We start from the raw sequence: 15,724 nt of genomic DNA, 5'->3' as shown, positions 1-15,724 counted from the left end.
CAGCCATCCTTTCAAGGAGCATTCCCATGGCATCAAAAACAGTACTCACACCGGTAAAAATCAACCATACCGAGGTCGATCTGCTCGTCATCGGCTCGGGTACCGGATTAGCTACAGCCCTGGCCGCCAAGGAACTAGGACTCAATGTTGCGGTGGCGGAAAAGACCCAGTACGTCGGAGGATCCACCGCTCGTTCCGGCGGCGCTTTCTGGATTCCCGCCAACCCGGTGCTGCAGCGCGACGGCGCGGTGGATTCAGCCGAGCGCGGCGAGAAATACATCGAGGCGGTCGTCGCCGGCACAAGCCCCGCAGAACGCTGGAAGGCATTCCTTGAGTTCGGCGATGAAACAGTTCGCATGCTCGAACGCATGACCCAGCTCAGCTTCTTCTGGGCCAAGGGCTATTCGGACTACCACCCCGAAAAGCCCGGCGGCAGCGCTGCTGGACGTTCGGTGGAGGCCCACCCCTTCGACCTGAACAAACTCGGAGAACAGCGCGGCAGGTTCCAGCCCGCCACGATGGAGGCGCCGATGCCGATGCCCGTCACCGGCGCAGACTACAAATGGCTCAACCTGATCGCTAAGACGCCTGTCAAGGCGCTGCCCCGCGCCATCAAACGTGTCGCCCAGGGAGTCGGCGGCCTAGTCATCGGCCGCGACTACGGGGCCGGCGGACAGGCCATCGCCGCTGGGATGTATGCGGGTGCCCTGGAGGCAGGCATTCCCGTCTGGACCGAGGCTTCGCTGGTCGAGCTGGAATCCAGCGCCGGGGTGATTACCGCAGCAGTCCTGGAACAGGATGGCGAACGCATTGCGGTGCACGCAAAGTACGGAATCGTCTTGGCCGCCGGAGGATTCGACCACAACATGCCGATGCGCCGTAAATACCAGAGCCCGTCAATGCATCAGGACCTGAGCCTGGGCGCTGCGGGCAACAACGGAGATGCCATCGTGCTGGCCGAGAAGCTCGATGCCCAGTTGGCAGGGATGGGGCAGTCCTGGTGGTTCCCTTCAGTGGCGCCGCTGGAAGAAGGCGCCTCGCCGATGATTCTGCTTGCCGAACGCTCCCTGCCCGGCTCCTTCATGGTCGACTCGGCGGGCAAACGCTTCATCAACGAGTCCACCGACTACATGAGCTTCGGCCAGGAGGTGCTGCGCCGCGAAGCCGCCGGCGACCCGGTGGGCGAGATGTGGCTGGTCTTCGATCAGACCTACCGCGACAGCTACTTGTTCGCCGGCCAGGTATTCCCGCGCATGGCGCTGCCCGAGGCCTGGTACACCGCCGGGATCGCGCACAAGTCATCGAGCATCGGCGAGCTGGCCGCGGGGATGGGAGTATCCGCCGAGTCCCTCGCGCAGAGCCTGCACGCCTTCAACGAGGCGGCGGGCACGGGAATCGACGACCGGTTCGGCCGCGGCGCTTCCGCCTACGACCGCTACTACGGAGATCCAACCCAGAGCCCTAACCCGAATCTGCGTCCGCTGGATGGCAAGACCTATTACGCGGTGAAGGTAGTCCTCTCGGATCTGGGCACCTGCGGCGGCATCTTGACCGATGGCCACGGCCGCGCGCTGGATACCTCGGGCGAGGTCATCGAGGGCCTGTATGCCCAGGGCAACTCGGCGGCGAACATCTTCGGCGAGGTCTACCCCGGTGCCGGAGCGACGATCAGCCAGGGTCTGGTCTACGGCACCATCATCGCCACGCATGCGGCGCAGAAGGCACGGTCACTGAGCGCCGCCAAGTAGGCAACCAGCGGGCAAGGCAGCGAGGGCCGGGTCCACACTGGACCCGGCCTTCATGTTCTTCGGCTTCTGAAGGCCTAGGCCGTTGGCCGCTGTTGGTCGCGGACGCCCGAGGCTTCGATCAACACCACCAGGAGCACCATCAACCCGGCGGCGCTGAGCACCGAGATAACGGCGATCGTCACATCCGTGCTGGTCGTGGGCGTGATGTAGGGCAGGAACAAACAGCTTCCGATCAAGAGGGAGATCACCAGGAACGCCCACTTGTAGATGCCGCGCAGGCAATGCTTCAGGATTAAGCCCCAGACCCCCAGCAGGAAGATCGCCACGGGAATGGTCAAGGTGGCCACGGCAACCGTTGATGTCAGTCCGGAGTTCCCCGCCTCATGGTCGATCAGCACCTTCGAACCGGCGGAATAGGCACCTGCCGCGGCGAAAACAAAGTAGTGTCCGTAGCCGAAAATCATCGGAGCCTTGCGCTTCTGCAGCCAGACGCTGGCATCCGAAGAGAAGTACACCCACCACATGCCGGCGGCGAGGATGAACCCGCCAGCTCCCAGGAGCGCGAACTGGAGAATCTGCGATGCATTTTCAAAGGCGTTGGCCGCGGCGGTGGTAGAGGCCAGCACCGATTCACCCAAAACGATCAGGGTAAATGAGCCGTAGCGGTCGGCGATGTGTTCTGGATGCCACGGGGTCTGACCAGCCCGTTCGGCTATGAGCGGGACAGAGATTTCGCACAGCACCAGGAAGAAGAACACCGCCATGGAGAACTGCGCAGGCACCAGCGGATAGCAGATCCAGAGGACCTGGACCAAGGAAATTCCCACCGCATAGCGCAGCGCGGTCCTTTTCAACGTCGGATGGCTTCTTGAGGCTCGGATCCACTGTGCAACCAGGGCAAGGCGCATCACCACATATCCGGCGATGATGATGCGGAAATCCCCGTTGGCCATCGCGGGTGTTGTTCCCACAGCAAGCACCACGACCCCGGCCATCTGGGTCAGCGCAAGCACCCGATACAGCCAGTCGTCGGCGTCGAAGGCGCTCGCGAACCAGGTGAAGTTCATCCATGCCCACCACACCGCAAAGAACACTATGAGATAGGCAAGCAGGCCTCCGCCGATATCCGAATGGGTTTCGGCGGCCACCAGTTGGGCCGAGGCCAGCGATACCGACACGGCGAAGATCAGGTCGAAGAAGAGTTCAAGCGGACTTGATGAGCGGAAAATCTCCGCCGGATCGCGGGGGCGCATCCGCTTCACGCGTAGTTTGCGCGACAAGTAGACTTCTTCGTTCGGCACGGCATCCTCGACTCATCTTGGCACTGGCGGCAGGTCCACCGAAAAAGTCTACAGTTCTCCGTTGCCTCGTTGCTCAACGGGGCTCTTCGTTAAGCCGCCGGGTCGGGGGTGCGGAAACGGCAGATGACGCGCGGTGCGCCATCTGCCGTTTCCGATGGTTTTCTCTCAGTTAAAGCCGCGCCTAGGCGTCGCCTACCAGGACGTCTTCACCGATTTCCTCCGGAGTCTCATGGGCCTTGCCGATATGGCTGAGCTGGTGTCCGGCCAGCGCCAGCACCACGATGGCGACGAGGACTGCGGCGGCGCCCAGCCAGTACGGCGAAGCAGGGCCTGCAGCAGCGGCGAGTGGGCCGGCCACGGCGGGGGCGATGGCGCCGCCGAGGAAGCGCACGCCCGAGTAGGTGCTGCTGGCGACATTGCGCGGCAGACCGGTGGCCTCCATGACAGCCTCGGTCAGCGAGGTGTTCATCACGCCGAGCACCAAACCTGCGACAATGACTAGAACAATCAGTGCGGTGAGCTGGTCGTGGAAGACCGCCATCAAACCAAGCAACACGGTCAACGCGCCGAGCATGGTGAACAGCACCGGGCGCAGACCGAACTTGCGGGTCGCCGGCGGGGCGACGAACACCGAGGTGAGCGCCAGGGCCAGGCCCCAGCCGAAGAAGACGTAGCCGAGTTCGGTAGCCCCGAATTCGAGTCCTACCGCCTTGGCTGCGGCCTCCAGCGGGAACGGCGTGTAGGCCAGCAGAACGAAGAAGCCGAAGTTGTAGAACAGGGCGGTGATCGATAGCGCCAACAGCGCAGGGTTGCGCAGTGCCTTGAAGCTTGCGGAGATCGAAACCTTGGCCGGGGCCGGCGCATCCTTGGGAAGTTTCAGGAACCCGATGATGGCGACCAGCGCAATGGCCATGAGCACCGCGGTGCCGAAGAACGGACCACGCCATGACAGGGTGCCGAGGACACCGCCGACCAGCGGGCCGACCGCCATGCCGATGCCGAGCGCCGCCTCATAGAGGACGATGGCCTGCGAGCTGCCGCCGCTGGCCGCGCCCACGATGGCAGCCAATGCGGTAGAAATAAACAGCGCATTGCCCAGGCCCCAGCCCGCGCGGAAGCCCAGGATTTGGTTGACGCTGGAGCTTGCGCCGGCGAGCGCGGCGAAGGCGACGATCAGCACCAGGCCGATGATCAGGGTCTTCTTCACGCCGATCTTGCCGGATACCCAGCTGGTGAAGAACATTGCGATGCCGGTGATGAAGAGGTAGCTGGTGAACAGCAGCATGGTCTGGGACTGGGTGGCCTCCAGCGCGCGGCTGATGGCCGGCAGAATTGGGTCGACTAGTCCGATGCCCATGAAGGAGACCATGCAGGCAAAGGCGATGGCCCATACGGAACTGGGCTGCTTGAGCAGCGAGGGTTGTTTTTCTTCGGTGTGTGTCATTCGGTAGTACTCTTCTTCGTGCTCGCGTGATGATTTGCGTTCAATGCGTTCTCCTGCAGCTGGTCAGCAACCCGCTCCAGGATTCCTACAGCGTCGGCAAGCAGGTTTCGCTGTTCGTCGTCCAGGTGTTCCATGGCCTGATTCAGCGCGTTGGCCGCCCTACGCCGGTAGGCGTGGACCTGGTCAAGCCCCTGTTTGGTCAGCTGTGCCAGTGCGGCCCGATGGTCGGCCGGGTCCGAGGTTTTCTCAATCAGCCCCTCGCCTTCCAGGCGTTGGACCATGGAGGTCATGGTGGGCTGGGCAATTCGCTCCCCCACCGCCAGATCACCGATGCGCAGCGGCCCCTGATCTGCCAGCAGTCCCAGCACCCGCCAGGCGGATACCGATCGGCCCTGCCCGACAAGTCGGCCCAGATACTTGGAAATGGATCCGGCGGTGCGTGAAACCCTGGCTGCCGTGTCATCGCTGAGCGATGGCTGTTCCAGCACTTCGTGTTCCATAGCTCCACTATACAATTATTTACATAGATTCGCTATGGATCACGCGAGTGAGGTGGCAGACAATTCCGTCATCGAGTGCCAAGGTTCACCGGTTGCACTATTAGTGCAGTATTCTGCATTAGTGGATGCACCAACCGAACTTCTCGCCCGCGCCATCGGCGCGCGGGTCAAACACGAGCGCCAAGCACGCCAGTGGACGCTCGATCAGTTGGCGGCGAACGCCAACCTGAGCCGTCGCATGCTGGTCAACGTCGAGCAGGGAACCACCAACCCCAGCGTCGGAACACTGCTGCGCCTGAGCGACGCCCTGGGCGTGGGGCTGCCCGCCCTGGTCGAACCACCGCGAAGCAAGCCGGCAAGACTCACCCGCAAGGGCGAAGGCGTCGCCCTGTGGAACGGCGAGAACGGGGGAACCGGGCTGCTGCTGGGCGGCACCCGCTCCCCCAATGTCGTCGAACTCTGGGATTGGACGCTGAACCCCGGAGAAGAACACCACATCGACCCGCACACCGCCGGCACCGAGGAGCTGCTGCAGGTCATCACCGGTGTGCTCACGGTGCAGGTAGGCGCCGAAACCTACGAACTGAACGCGTCCGATGCCCTGTGCTTTAGCGGGGACATCTTCCACTCCTATGCCAATACCGCGGCGGCGCCGACCCGATTCAGCCTGGCGGTCTACGAGCCCGGGGTCGGAGAGGACTCATAATGAAGCCGCGCATTTCCACCCTGCCGCCATGGACCATGGCCGTGGCGGCGATGCTCTCCATCCAATTCGCCAACGCACTCTCGGTCGGCGTACTGCGCGAGGTGGGCCCCGCCGGCACCGCCTGGCTGCGCATGTGCTTTGGCGTGCTCTTCCTCTGGATGATCGCCAGGCCGGCCATCCGCACCATCCGCCGCAAAGACATCCCCTCGCTGATTACCCTCGGCGTGGTCACCGGCTTCATGACCACGTTCTTCCTTGGTGCAGTGGAACGCATCGACCTGGGCACTGCGGTGGCCATCGAATTCCTCGGGCCACTGGCGGTGGCGGGCATCATGAGCAAGAACCGCGCGGCGCTGCTCTGGCCCGGGCTGGCGTTGCTCGGCGTAGTCCTGCTGACCGAGCCCTGGGCCGGAAAGATCGACCTGGTCGGCGTCGGGCTGGCGCTGCTCTCCGGCGCCTGCTGGGGGCTGTACAACGTGTACACCCAGCGCGTGGGCGACCGCTTCTCCGGGATCAGCGGGCTGTCGTTGACCATCCCGATCGCCGCCATCGCCACCGCGCCGGTGGGCCTGCCGCAGGTCATCCACGGCAACCTGACCTGGTGGGTGCTTCCGGCCGTGGCGGGCATCGCGCTGATCACCCCGGTGATCGCCTTTGGCCTGGAAATGCTGGCGCTGCGGCGGATGAACCACACTGCCTTCGGCACGCTGCTGTCCATCGAACCCGCCTTCGGCGTACTGATGGGTCTGCTCGTGCTCGGGCAGGCGCCTTCCGTGCCGCAGGTGCTCGGCATCGCTATTGTGGTGACTGCCGGGGCCGCAGCCCAGCGCGGGGCGGCGCGCAGCGAACCGCAGGGTCCGGAAGAAATCATCGAGCACCCCACCAGCGAAAGAGGCTGAAACCATGACACCCACCGCACTGATCACCGGAGCCACCGGCGGCATCGGCCGCGCCATCGCCGATCTGCTGGCACCCACCCATCGGCTGTACCTGCTGGGCCGCAACACCCAGGCCCTGCAGCAGCTCGCCGACGGCTATCCGCAGGCGACAGTCATCGAGGCGGAGCTGAATACCGGGACAGGGGCGGCGGACCTGGCACAGGTCACCGGCCTCGACGTGCTGGTGCACAGCGCCGGGGTGCTGCGCATGGGCAGCGTGGAGCAGACCATGCAGGAGGACTGGGCCGAAAGCTTCCAGGTCAACGTGCTGGCGCCGGTGGAGCTGACACGCGCCCTGCTCCCGGCCCTGCGCGCGGCGGGCGGGCACGTGTTCATGATCAACTCGGGGCTCGGGCTGCGCACCATTGCAGGCTCCGGCGCCTACAGCGCCAGCAAGTTCGCGCTGAAGGCCTTCGCCGATGCGCTGCGCCTGGAAGAGGCCGAGCACGGTGTGTTGGTCACCTCCATCCATCCCGGCCGCGTGGGCACCGACATGCAGGCCCAGCTGCACGCCTGGGAGAACAAGGAATACGACGCTGACGCCTGGGTACGCCCGGAACAGGTGGCGCAGACGCTGCTCACCGCGCTGAGCCTCGGCGAGGCTGCGAACCTCGACTCCATCAGCATCAACCCCGCCCCGCGCAAGCCATGAGCGTCTTCACCGGGCTCAGCGCCTTCCCGCTGACCCCGCTGCATCGCGACCGGGTGGATGAGGCGTCCTTTGCGGCGCTGATCCGGCGGCTGCATTCGGCCGGCGTCGATTCGATCACCGCCCTGGGTTCCACCGGTTCCTACGCCTATCTCGACGGGGCAGAACGCGATCACGTCGCACAGCTGGCGGTGGAGCACGCCGCGGGCACCCCCGTGTTCATCGGCGTCGGCGACCTGCGCACCTCCCGGGTGCTCGCACGCATCGACGGCGCCCAGGCGGCCGGGGCCAGCGGCGTCCTGCTGGCGCCGCTGAGCTACCAGCGCATGAACGACGAGGAGGTGTTCGGGCTGTTCGCGGCCGCCAGCGCACACAGCGAGCTGCCGATCATCATCTACGACAATCCCGGCACCACGCACTTCAACTTCAGCCCGCAGCTCTACGCACGCATCGCCCAACTTCAGAACATCGCGTCGATCAAAATTCCCGGGGTGCCGGCGGACCCCGCCGCCGCGCGGGAGCACGTGCAGTCGCTGCGGGATGCGCTGCCGCGGAGGGTGAGCCTGGGCGTTTCGCAGGACGCCTTGGCCGCGGCGGGCCTGCTGGCGGGCTGCGACGGGTGGTACTCGGTGATCGGCGGCATCCTGCCGCACCTCGCCCTGCACCTGACCAGGCTTGCCCAGTCGGGACAGCAGGCCGCGGCCCTGGCGGAATCCGAGCGGCTGGCTCCACTGTGGGAGCTGTTTGCCAGGTTCGGCGGAAGCATCCGCGTCGTCGCCGCCATCGCGGAGCTGCTGGGATTGGCTCCTGCCGACTGCCTGCCCTACCCGATCCAGGGACTGGACGGGGCGCAGCGTGCAGAGGTTGCACGAGTTCTTCAGCTGTTGGAACTTGAGGGCTAGCTTTCCCGCCTGAAGCACCAATAACCGCTATGCAATACTTGCGTGGTGATCAACGACTACTGGCCATTGGCCAAGCTGCGGCTGCACACCGAGCGGCTGGCCCTGCGGGTCCCCACCGAAGCCGAACTTTTTGCCGTGGCTCAGGTTGCGGCAGGTGGCGTCAGCAGGCCGGGCGAACAACCGTTCCTCACGCCCTGGACCGAGCTGCCGCCCATGCAGCGGGCCCGCCATGTCATCCAACAGCATTGGGCCCGCCGAGGTGCGTGGACTGTCGACCACTGGGCCCTGGAACTTGCGGTCTATCGTCAAGAACAGCCAATGGGCATGGTGGCGCTCAAGGGCCGCGACTTTTCCTCCCTGCGGGAAGTGAAGACCGAATCCTGGTTGGGTTTGGAGTTTCAGCGCCATGGGTATGGAACCGAAGCCCGCCGCGCCCTGCTGAAGCTGGCGTTCGGCGCCTTAGATGCGCAGTATGCACTCACCGAGGTGTTCCAAGACAACTTTGCCTCGCAATCTGTCTCCGCGAAGCTCGGGTACCGCAAGGATGGCATCAGCCGCGACATCCTCCATGGCGAACCAATAATCTCCGACCGGTTGAGGCTTTCGGCCCGGCAATTCGCCGCAGTTGACTCATCCGACGTCGAAATTTCGGGGTTGGAACAGTGCCTGTCCTTCTTCATTACCGATCGCGCGGGAACCGGCCGATGCAATTAAGCGTCAGCCAGCCATTTGACGCGCCGGGGATCTTCGCCTTCTTCGCCGCCCGCGCCGTGGCAGGGGTGGAAGTTGCGGACCTGGGCGACCCGGATCGGCTGCGCTACGCCAGGACGCTGCTGCTACCCGGCGGACCGAGCGCCTTCGAGCTCACCGCGCTGCGCGACACAGGCCGCTGGCGGCTGCAGGTTGAGCTGGAGTTGGCGGCGGCCGACGACGAACAGGCGGCGCTGGAGTTGATCGGCCGCGCATTCGACCTCGACGCCGACGCCCCAAAGATCGATGCGGCGCTGGCGGCGGACCCGCTGCTCGCCCCCAGGGTGGCGGCCACCGGTGGGATCAGGGTGCCGGGAACCGTCGACCCCCACGAAATCGTCACCCGCGCCATCGTCGGACAGCAGATTTCAGTCAAGGCCGCCACGATGCACCTTGGACGCCTGACGGCCGCCGTCGGCAGCACCTACCACTCGCGGTTCAGCTCACTGGCCAGGCTCTTCCCCACTGCAGGGCAGATCGCCGAAACCCTGCACGTGCCCGGGCCGCAGGAGGAATTGGATCCGGCTCGCCCGCTGCGGCTGCCGCGCAGGTCCATCGGCACCGTGGTGAACACCGCCAAGGCGTTGTCCTCCGGCCGGCTGCGGGTCAGCCCGGGGGCAAATCCGGTCCAGCTGCGGGCGCAGCTGCTGGACACCCCCGGCATCGGCCCCTGGACCGCTGCCTACGTGGGAATGCGGGTCGCACGGAACCCCGATGCCTGGCTGCCCGGGGACGTGGCATTGGTGGCAGGCGCCCTGAAGCTGGGGATCATCGACCCGGGGTTCTCAATTCCGCAGCGTCATCGGGAGCTGGAGAGGTACGCGTTAAACTATTCACCATGGCGGTCCTACGCGGCGATGCACCTGTGGCAGGCGGCCAGTTGAACCTTGACGGCAGTTGACCCAGGAGAACCAGTGAGCAAACAAGCCAGCGCGGAAACACTGAACCCCGCACTGCGACCCGCCGCACTGCTTGAAGCACGCGCCACCCGATGGGCGGTCATCGCCTTCGTGATCAGCCTGGTCATCCTGCCGATGCTCTTCGGAGCAGAACGCCGCCCGGTGGCCGGATCCCACTCGCTGGGTTCGCTGGCCGCCTGGTCATCGATGGTCTTCGCAGGCGTCGGATTCGGCACCTCCTACTATCTGGAATCGCGGTACAACCCGCAGCAATGGCGCCTGCGCCTGCCGCTGGTCAAGCGCATCGCCGACCTGCTGATCCTCTGCGCCGCTTCCATGATGCTCAGCCACCTGATGATCGTCGCCATCTCCTACCTGTTCCAGATGGGCTTTGTGGGGTTGACCGTCGACCGCCTCGGCGGCGCCGTACTGGCATCGGTGGCCACGGCCGCCACCACCTACATCAGCACCCAGGGCGGCGCGAAGGTCAACTCGCAGTCGATCGCCCAGCTGGCGGTGTCCACGGTCTTCGCCGGAACCATGGCAAGCATGATCACGGCACCGGATCAGGCCTGGTGGGAATGGCACTTCTCGGCCCTGGGCAACAGCGATTCACGCTCCGGGGCCCAGTTCAACCTCACCCTTGCGGTCACCGGCCTGACGTTGACCGCCCTGTCCACCTACATCGCCCACGACCTGCAGCGCGGCATGAAGCTGCGCGGGGTGGAAAACCAGAGGCTCATCACCGCGCTGAGCTGGATGTTTGCGGGCATGGGCCTGTGCATGATGGGCGTCGGGCTGGTCACCGATGCGCAGAACACCGCGGTCCACGTCAGCTTCGCCACCGGCATGGTGCTGCTCTACGTGGTCTTCATGTCCTGCATTGCGCGCTTCCTCCCGCAGGCACCCCTGGACCTCTTGATCTTCGCCGCCGTCGTGGTGGTCGCCGTCGTCATCGCCGCCCTGCTGTGGATCCCGATCGGCTACTACAACCTGACGGGCATGGAGTTCGTGGCCGCCAGCTTCCTGTTCTCCTGGCTGATCGTGTTTTCCCGCACCGCCGCAGCCTACGGACACGACGAGCACCGCTACACGGGCCTCTAGGCAATACCAACTTCGTACAAAGGAATCAGGTGGACACCATCAACCTCGGCCACGGCCTTGAAACCACTGCACAGGGCTTCGGCACCATGTCCCTCAGCGGCACCTACGGGGCGGCCGAGGACGCGCAGTCGCTGCGCACGCTCAACCACGTCATCGACGCGGGCGTCAGCTTCCTAGACACCGCCAATGTCTACGGCAACGGCCACAACGAGACGCTGCTGGCCCAGGTGCTTAAAACCCGCCGCCACGAGGTGGTCCTTGCCACCAAGGCGGGGATCGTACGGCCCAAGAACCCAAACGAGCCGCGCGCCAACGGAGACCCCGCCTTCATCAAGCGCTGCCTGGATGAAAGCCTGCAGCGCCTGGGCGTGGACGAGATCGACCTGTACTACTACCACCGGGTGGATGCGCGGGTGCCCATCGAGGACACCGTCGGCGCCTACGCTGAACTGGTGGCCGCCGGCAAAATTAGGCACATCGGCCTCTCGGAGGTGACCAGCAACGAGCTGCGCCGCGCCGCCTCGGTGCACCCGATCACCGCGATCCAGATGGAGTACTCGATCTTCAGCCGCGACATCGAATCCCACCTGCTCCCGGCGGCCCGGGAGCTCGGCGTCGGACTGGTGCCCTATGCCTCGCTGGGCCGCGGCTTCTTCACCGGCCAGGCCGATTCACTGGAGCAGCTGGAGCCGGAGGACCTGCGCAGGCATTTCCCCCGCTTCGCCCCGGAGCACATCACCGCCAATATTGCGCTGCGCCGACAGATCGATGCGGTGGCTGCCGATGAGGGCATCCGCCCCGCGCAGGCCTCGCTGGCCTGGGTCTACGTGAAGGCCCGCGACTTCGGGCTGGCGGTGTCCCCGATCCCCGGCACCCGCTTTGCCGAGCACTTCGACGAAAACCTGTCGGCCGCAGACATCCAGCTCTCGACCCAGGCGCTGGCCGCCCTGGATAGGCTCGCCGGCCAGGTGGCCGGCGAGCGTCAGAAGGACATCTATTCGGTGTCCAAGGGGCGCGAGGAGCTGCAGCTGGCCGAAATCATCCGCTAGCGGCTCAGCCCCAGAACTGTGCGAGCTGCGCGGCGGCGTCCCTCCCCTGGCGGTGGCCTTCGCGGGCCGCGGCCGGGCGCAGTGCAGGGTTCATCGCGTTGGCGCCCATGAACGGCTGCGCCGGTTCATCGGGCAGCAGCGCGCGGACCTGGCTTCCGCCCTCGCGCAACTCGTTGACCTGCGCGTCGAGCCCGCTGCCCCAGGCCAGCGGGTGCAGGGTCCTGCCTCCCAGCGGGGAGAGCACCAGGACCTTGGCGCAGCCCTGAGCCAGGTCGGCGTTTTCATTGCGCCGGTAGCCCCCGTCGATGTAGGCGCGGCCGTCGAGCCAGTAGGGCAGCGAGCTGGAGCAGCTGGCCGCCACGGCATCGGCCAGGTCGACCCCGCTGTGGTTCTCGAAAACCACCGGCTTCCCGGCGGATGCATCCACTGCCGTCAGCTTAAGCGTCCGCCCCTTCGGCCACTGCGCCCCGGGGAACCTGGCTGCGACAATCCCCCGCCAGCGTTCGCTGAATTCGGGTTCGTCGGCCCCGGGAAGCCCCAGCGCCGCAGAGCTCATGGCCCGGTGCAGCTGTTCCAGGCTGTCGCAGGAATCGATGATCCCCTGGATGCGCGTCATGTGCTCGGAGACGGGCCTGTTGGCCGCCGGACGCGCACCGGTGTCGGGTGCGTCGAGAATCGCCGCATAGAGTTCCTGCGCGCTGGTCGTGGTCAGTTGAGCCGCCGCGGTGGATCCCGCAGAGGTTCCGACCGTCAGGTCGGCCCGGCTGACGTCCAGTCCGGCGGCCTGCAGGCCGGCGACGACGCCGATCAGCCACGCGTTGCCGGTTGATCCGCCGCCGCCCAGAACCAGGGCGCGCTGCGGGGTGGGAAAAGAAGAAGTGTTCATGGCATGGCCCTTCATAGAAGATTCTTCGGGCGCCATCGCATTGTTAGTCCGCGGTGTTTGGGTGTGATGCGCCCGCTGTCGGTACTGCAAACATCGGGTATCACCTCCACAAACCATTGCGCGGCCGGATGCCGTGCAGAAAAAGTGTATCTCTTCTTCCTGTGCGCTGGCAGCCGGCAGCCGTGTTCCGTAGAGTCGAGGTGGTACACCGGCCGCAGCCTTGAAGGGATGGCACAACCCATGAAGATCGCCCTGGCACAGGTGCTGAGCACTTCCGACCCGCAGCACAACCTTGCCATCATCCGCGACAACGCCAAGCAGGCGGCCGCCGCGGGTGCAAGCATCGTGGTCTTCCCCGAGGCGATGCAGGTGGCCTTCGGCAACCCCGTGGCGTCGTTTGCCGAGCCGGTCAATGCCCGCTGGGCGGGAATCATCCGGCAGCAGGCCCGGGACCTGGGCATCACCATCGTTGCAGGCATGTTCACCCCGGGAGAGAACGGCAGGGTGCGCAACACCCTGCTGGCCGCCGGCCGCGGCGTGGACACCCACTATGACAAGATCCACCTCTTCGACGCCTTCGGCTACCAGGAATCCGACGCGGTGACTCCCGGGGATGCGCCGGTGCAGTTCGAGCTCGACGGGACCACGATCGGGCTGGCGATCTGCTATGACCTGCGCTTTCCACGGCTGTTCCTCACCCATGCCAAAGCCGGGGCCAAGATCAGCATCGTCAGCGCTTCCTGGGGTGCCGGCCCTGGCAAGGCGGAGCAATGGAAGGCCCTGGCCCAGGCGCGGGCCATGGATACCACAACCTTTGTCGTCGCAGTGGATCAGGCGGATCCGGAAAGCGTCGGGCACCAACTGACGGGCACCGCCCCGCGGGGCGTGGGCTATTCGATGGTGGTCGACCCCCTGGGGCAGGTGATCGCCCAGGCGGGGCGTGAACCCGAGCTGCTGGTCGTCGATCTGGACCTCGACCTGGTCGATCGGGCGCGCGAAAAGCTGCCGGTGCTGAAAAATATGGTTGAACTCTAGTCCTGGTTCCGGGAGTCCACCCACGTCAGGATCTGTTCCCAGGCCTTCTCCCCCACGCCGCGGCGGAGCAGGCCATGGTGCCCGATGCGCTGCACGCCCAGCTGCTCCGGGCTCAGGGTCATGCGCTGCACCGGGGCCGAGCGCAGCCGCCCGGTGAGCAGATCCATCTGCCGCGGCGAGGCCCAGGGGTCGTCGCTGGCCCCCATCGCGAGCACCGGCACCGTCATCTGCGCGGCCCGCTCCTGTGCCTGCATGCTCGGGTCGTCAAAGAAGTAGTCGCGTTTTCTGGTCCAGCGGCTCCATTCAAGCAGCGCCGCGATTGGAATGTCTTCGCCAAGGCCCAGCCTGCGCCCAGGCATGTATCCGGCAACCCTGCTCGCCGCGGGGCCGATGAGGTTCAGTATCAGCATGACCCGCAGCCTTTCGCCCACCGGTTTGATGGTGCGAATGGCTGCCACGTGGCTGGCCACGATCACCGCGCCGCGCAGGTTCTCGGTGCCGTAATTAAGCACCAGCGCGTGCCCGCCGACGCTGTGTCCGACGGCAAAATGCGCCAGCTGGGGGTAGTGTTCCGCGGCCCAATGGGACACGGCAGCCACATCCTGCTGGATCCAGTCGCGCATCCTGATGCTGCGGTGGTCCTTGGGCACACCAGATACGCCGGTTCCTCGATAGTCGTAGGTGATGACCGTGTATCCAGCCCGCGCCGCGTACTGGGCAAAGCCCTTGTAGAAGCCCTGGGGCGTTGCGGTGGCCGGGTGAACCAGCAGCACCCCCTTGGGCGCGGTCGCGGGTTCGTACACCGCGGCGGTCACGCTGTGTTTGGCGGTCACCAGAATCCGAACCGTCCTTGAGTGAATCTCGCGTAGGCCCATGGCACCACACTAGCCTCAAGTTACCGCCGAGTACACAAGGAAGACCCGCAGGCGTTGCCTGCGGGTCTTCCTTGGATGACTTAGGAGGGATCCTTGTCTAGGTCCTCATCCGTATCATTCTTTGCTTTGTCAGCTGCGTTGCCGTCGAGCTCCGCCTCAGTGTTCCGAGGTCTTGGCAAGCCTGGGTACAGGCATCTCGATAGCACCCGTCTGGACCTTTTCGTAGTCCTCGTGGTTCAGCACTGGAATTTCGTAGCCGTCCTTGTCGATCAGCTTGCCACCTTCGTAGTGGTCGCCGTCGATCAGGCCGCACACTTCGTCTTCACGAACCATGCGAGGTGGGGCTGCGGAGAAGACCGAAGCGTCCTTGGTGTTGCCCGCCTTCATGACGTTGAACAGCAGGTTCAGCAGGACTGCCATGATCGCTGCGGAGGAAATGCCCGAGTGGAAGATGGTCTGGAACCATACTGGGAAGGCCTCGTAGAAGTCAGGCTTCACGATCGGGATGCAGCCGAAGGCGATTGAAGCTGCCACGATGATCAGGTTCATGCCGTCGTACTTGATCTTCGACAGGGTGCGGATACCGGATGCCGCCACGGTGCCGAACAGTACGATGCCTGCACCGCCCAAGACTGGTGGTGGGATGGCGCCGACGACGCGGCCCAGCACTGGCAGCAGACCAAGGACAACCAGGATGCCGCCGCCGGCTGCAACTACGAAACGGCTGGTGATACCGGTGATGGCTACCAGGCCGACGTTCTGTGCGAAGGCGGACTGGGTGAAGGTGTTGAAGATTGGTGCAACTGCGGAGGAAACCATGTCTGCACGCAGGCCGTTGGCGATGCGCTTGGAGTCGACCTTGGTGTCTGCAATTTCGCCCACGGCCAGGATGTCAGCGGTGGTCTCGGTCAGGATTACGAGAACAACGATGGTCATCG

General features: G+C 65.2%; 16 protein-coding genes. 10 read left to right on the top strand and 6 right to left on the bottom strand.

All coding sequences use genetic code 11. From position 1 onward, the window contains the following. Window positions 1-26 precede the first annotated feature (26 nt). On the top strand, window positions 27-1,748 hold the full coding sequence (locus tag RUH64_RS00080) for a 3-ketosteroid-delta-1-dehydrogenase (protein WP_313810374.1): 1,722 nt from the start codon (window positions 27-29) through the stop codon (window positions 1,746-1,748). A gap of 74 nt (window positions 1,749-1,822) precedes the next feature. On the opposite strand, the gene RUH64_RS00075 is transcribed toward RUH64_RS00080, so the two are convergent. From RUH64_RS00075 to RUH64_RS00065, 3 genes are all read right to left on the bottom strand, one after another. Continuing rightward, window positions 1,823-3,049: a low temperature requirement protein A gene (locus tag RUH64_RS00075; RefSeq protein ID WP_313810373.1), complete on the bottom strand. Its 1,227-nt coding sequence runs from the start codon at window positions 3,047-3,049 to the stop codon at window positions 1,823-1,825. A gap of 181 nt (window positions 3,050-3,230) precedes the next feature. After that, on the bottom strand, window positions 3,231-4,493 hold the full coding sequence (locus tag RUH64_RS00070; RefSeq protein ID WP_313810372.1) for an MFS transporter: 1,263 nt from the start codon (window positions 4,491-4,493) through the stop codon (window positions 3,231-3,233). Beyond that, window positions 4,490-4,993 (bottom strand): MarR family transcriptional regulator, encoded by a 504-nt coding sequence (locus RUH64_RS00065; RefSeq protein WP_313810370.1) that lies wholly within the window; start codon window positions 4,991-4,993, stop codon window positions 4,490-4,492. Before RUH64_RS00065 ends, RUH64_RS00070 begins: the two co-directional genes overlap by 4 nt. A 121-nt stretch (window positions 4,994-5,114) precedes the next feature. On the opposite strand from RUH64_RS00065, the gene RUH64_RS00060 reads away from it, so the two are divergent. Genes RUH64_RS00060 through RUH64_RS00025 form a run of 8 tightly spaced genes read left to right on the top strand, consistent with a single transcriptional unit; the run spans window position 5,115 to window position 11,990 of the window. Continuing rightward, on the top strand, window positions 5,115-5,699 hold the full coding sequence (locus RUH64_RS00060) for an XRE family transcriptional regulator (RefSeq protein ID WP_313810368.1): 585 nt from the start codon (window positions 5,115-5,117) through the stop codon (window positions 5,697-5,699). Beyond that, complete coding sequence (locus RUH64_RS00055) at window positions 5,699-6,598, top strand: EamA family transporter (RefSeq protein WP_313810366.1); 900 nt, start codon at window positions 5,699-5,701, stop codon at window positions 6,596-6,598. The genes RUH64_RS00060 and RUH64_RS00055 overlap by 1 nt, the downstream gene beginning before the upstream one ends. Window positions 6,599-6,602: 4 nt before the next feature. Further along, window positions 6,603-7,289, top strand: coding sequence for an SDR family oxidoreductase (locus RUH64_RS00050; protein WP_313810365.1), 687 nt, complete (start codon window positions 6,603-6,605; stop codon window positions 7,287-7,289). Then, window positions 7,286-8,188, top strand: coding sequence for a dihydrodipicolinate synthase family protein (locus RUH64_RS00045; protein WP_313810364.1), 903 nt, complete (start codon window positions 7,286-7,288; stop codon window positions 8,186-8,188). The genes RUH64_RS00050 and RUH64_RS00045 overlap by 4 nt, the downstream gene beginning before the upstream one ends. Window positions 8,189-8,233: 45 nt before the next feature. Next, window positions 8,234-8,902 (top strand): GNAT family N-acetyltransferase, encoded by a 669-nt coding sequence (locus RUH64_RS00040; protein ID WP_313810363.1) that lies wholly within the window; start codon window positions 8,234-8,236, stop codon window positions 8,900-8,902. Further along, a complete protein-coding gene (locus RUH64_RS00035; protein ID WP_313810361.1) occupies window positions 8,893-9,822 on the top strand; it encodes an AlkA N-terminal domain-containing protein in 930 nt (309 codons plus the stop codon). The genes RUH64_RS00040 and RUH64_RS00035 overlap by 10 nt, the downstream gene beginning before the upstream one ends. 30 nt (window positions 9,823-9,852) lie before the next feature. Then, window positions 9,853-10,941 carry a DUF998 domain-containing protein gene (locus RUH64_RS00030; protein WP_313810360.1) on the top strand — a complete coding sequence of 363 codons (1,089 nt, stop codon included), beginning with the start codon at window positions 9,853-9,855 and terminating at the stop codon, window positions 10,939-10,941. 29 nt (window positions 10,942-10,970) lie between these two features. Further along, entirely contained in the window at window positions 10,971-11,990 is a 1,020-nt protein-coding gene (locus tag RUH64_RS00025) for an aldo/keto reductase (protein WP_313810359.1), read from the top strand. A 4-nt stretch (window positions 11,991-11,994) separates the two neighbouring features. On the opposite strand, the gene RUH64_RS00020 is transcribed toward RUH64_RS00025, so the two are convergent. Further along, on the bottom strand, window positions 11,995-12,876 hold the full coding sequence (locus RUH64_RS00020) for a patatin-like phospholipase family protein (protein ID WP_313810358.1): 882 nt from the start codon (window positions 12,874-12,876) through the stop codon (window positions 11,995-11,997). Between the two features lie 240 nt (window positions 12,877-13,116). Between RUH64_RS00020 and RUH64_RS00015 the strand changes: the two genes are divergently transcribed. Beyond that, a complete protein-coding gene (locus RUH64_RS00015; RefSeq protein ID WP_313810872.1) occupies window positions 13,117-13,911 on the top strand; it encodes a carbon-nitrogen hydrolase family protein in 795 nt (264 codons plus the stop codon). Here the strand turns inward: RUH64_RS00015 and RUH64_RS00010 are convergent. Next, window positions 13,908-14,744 carry an alpha/beta fold hydrolase gene (locus RUH64_RS00010; protein ID WP_313810357.1) on the bottom strand — a complete coding sequence of 279 codons (837 nt, stop codon included), beginning with the start codon at window positions 14,742-14,744 and terminating at the stop codon, window positions 13,908-13,910. The two genes, RUH64_RS00015 and RUH64_RS00010, sit on opposite strands and share 4 nt — an antisense overlap. A gap of 198 nt (window positions 14,745-14,942) precedes the next feature. Continuing rightward, window positions 14,943-15,724 (bottom strand): solute carrier family 23 protein (locus RUH64_RS00005; RefSeq protein ID WP_313810355.1); only part of this gene is annotated, 782 nt, incomplete at its 5' end.

This window comes from Glutamicibacter sp. (assembly GCF_032154645.1).
GTDB lineage: Bacteria > Actinomycetota > Actinomycetes > Actinomycetales > Micrococcaceae > Glutamicibacter.
Note: the sequence above shows the minus strand (reverse complement) of the source record. Positions and strands in the feature narration are given on the sequence as shown.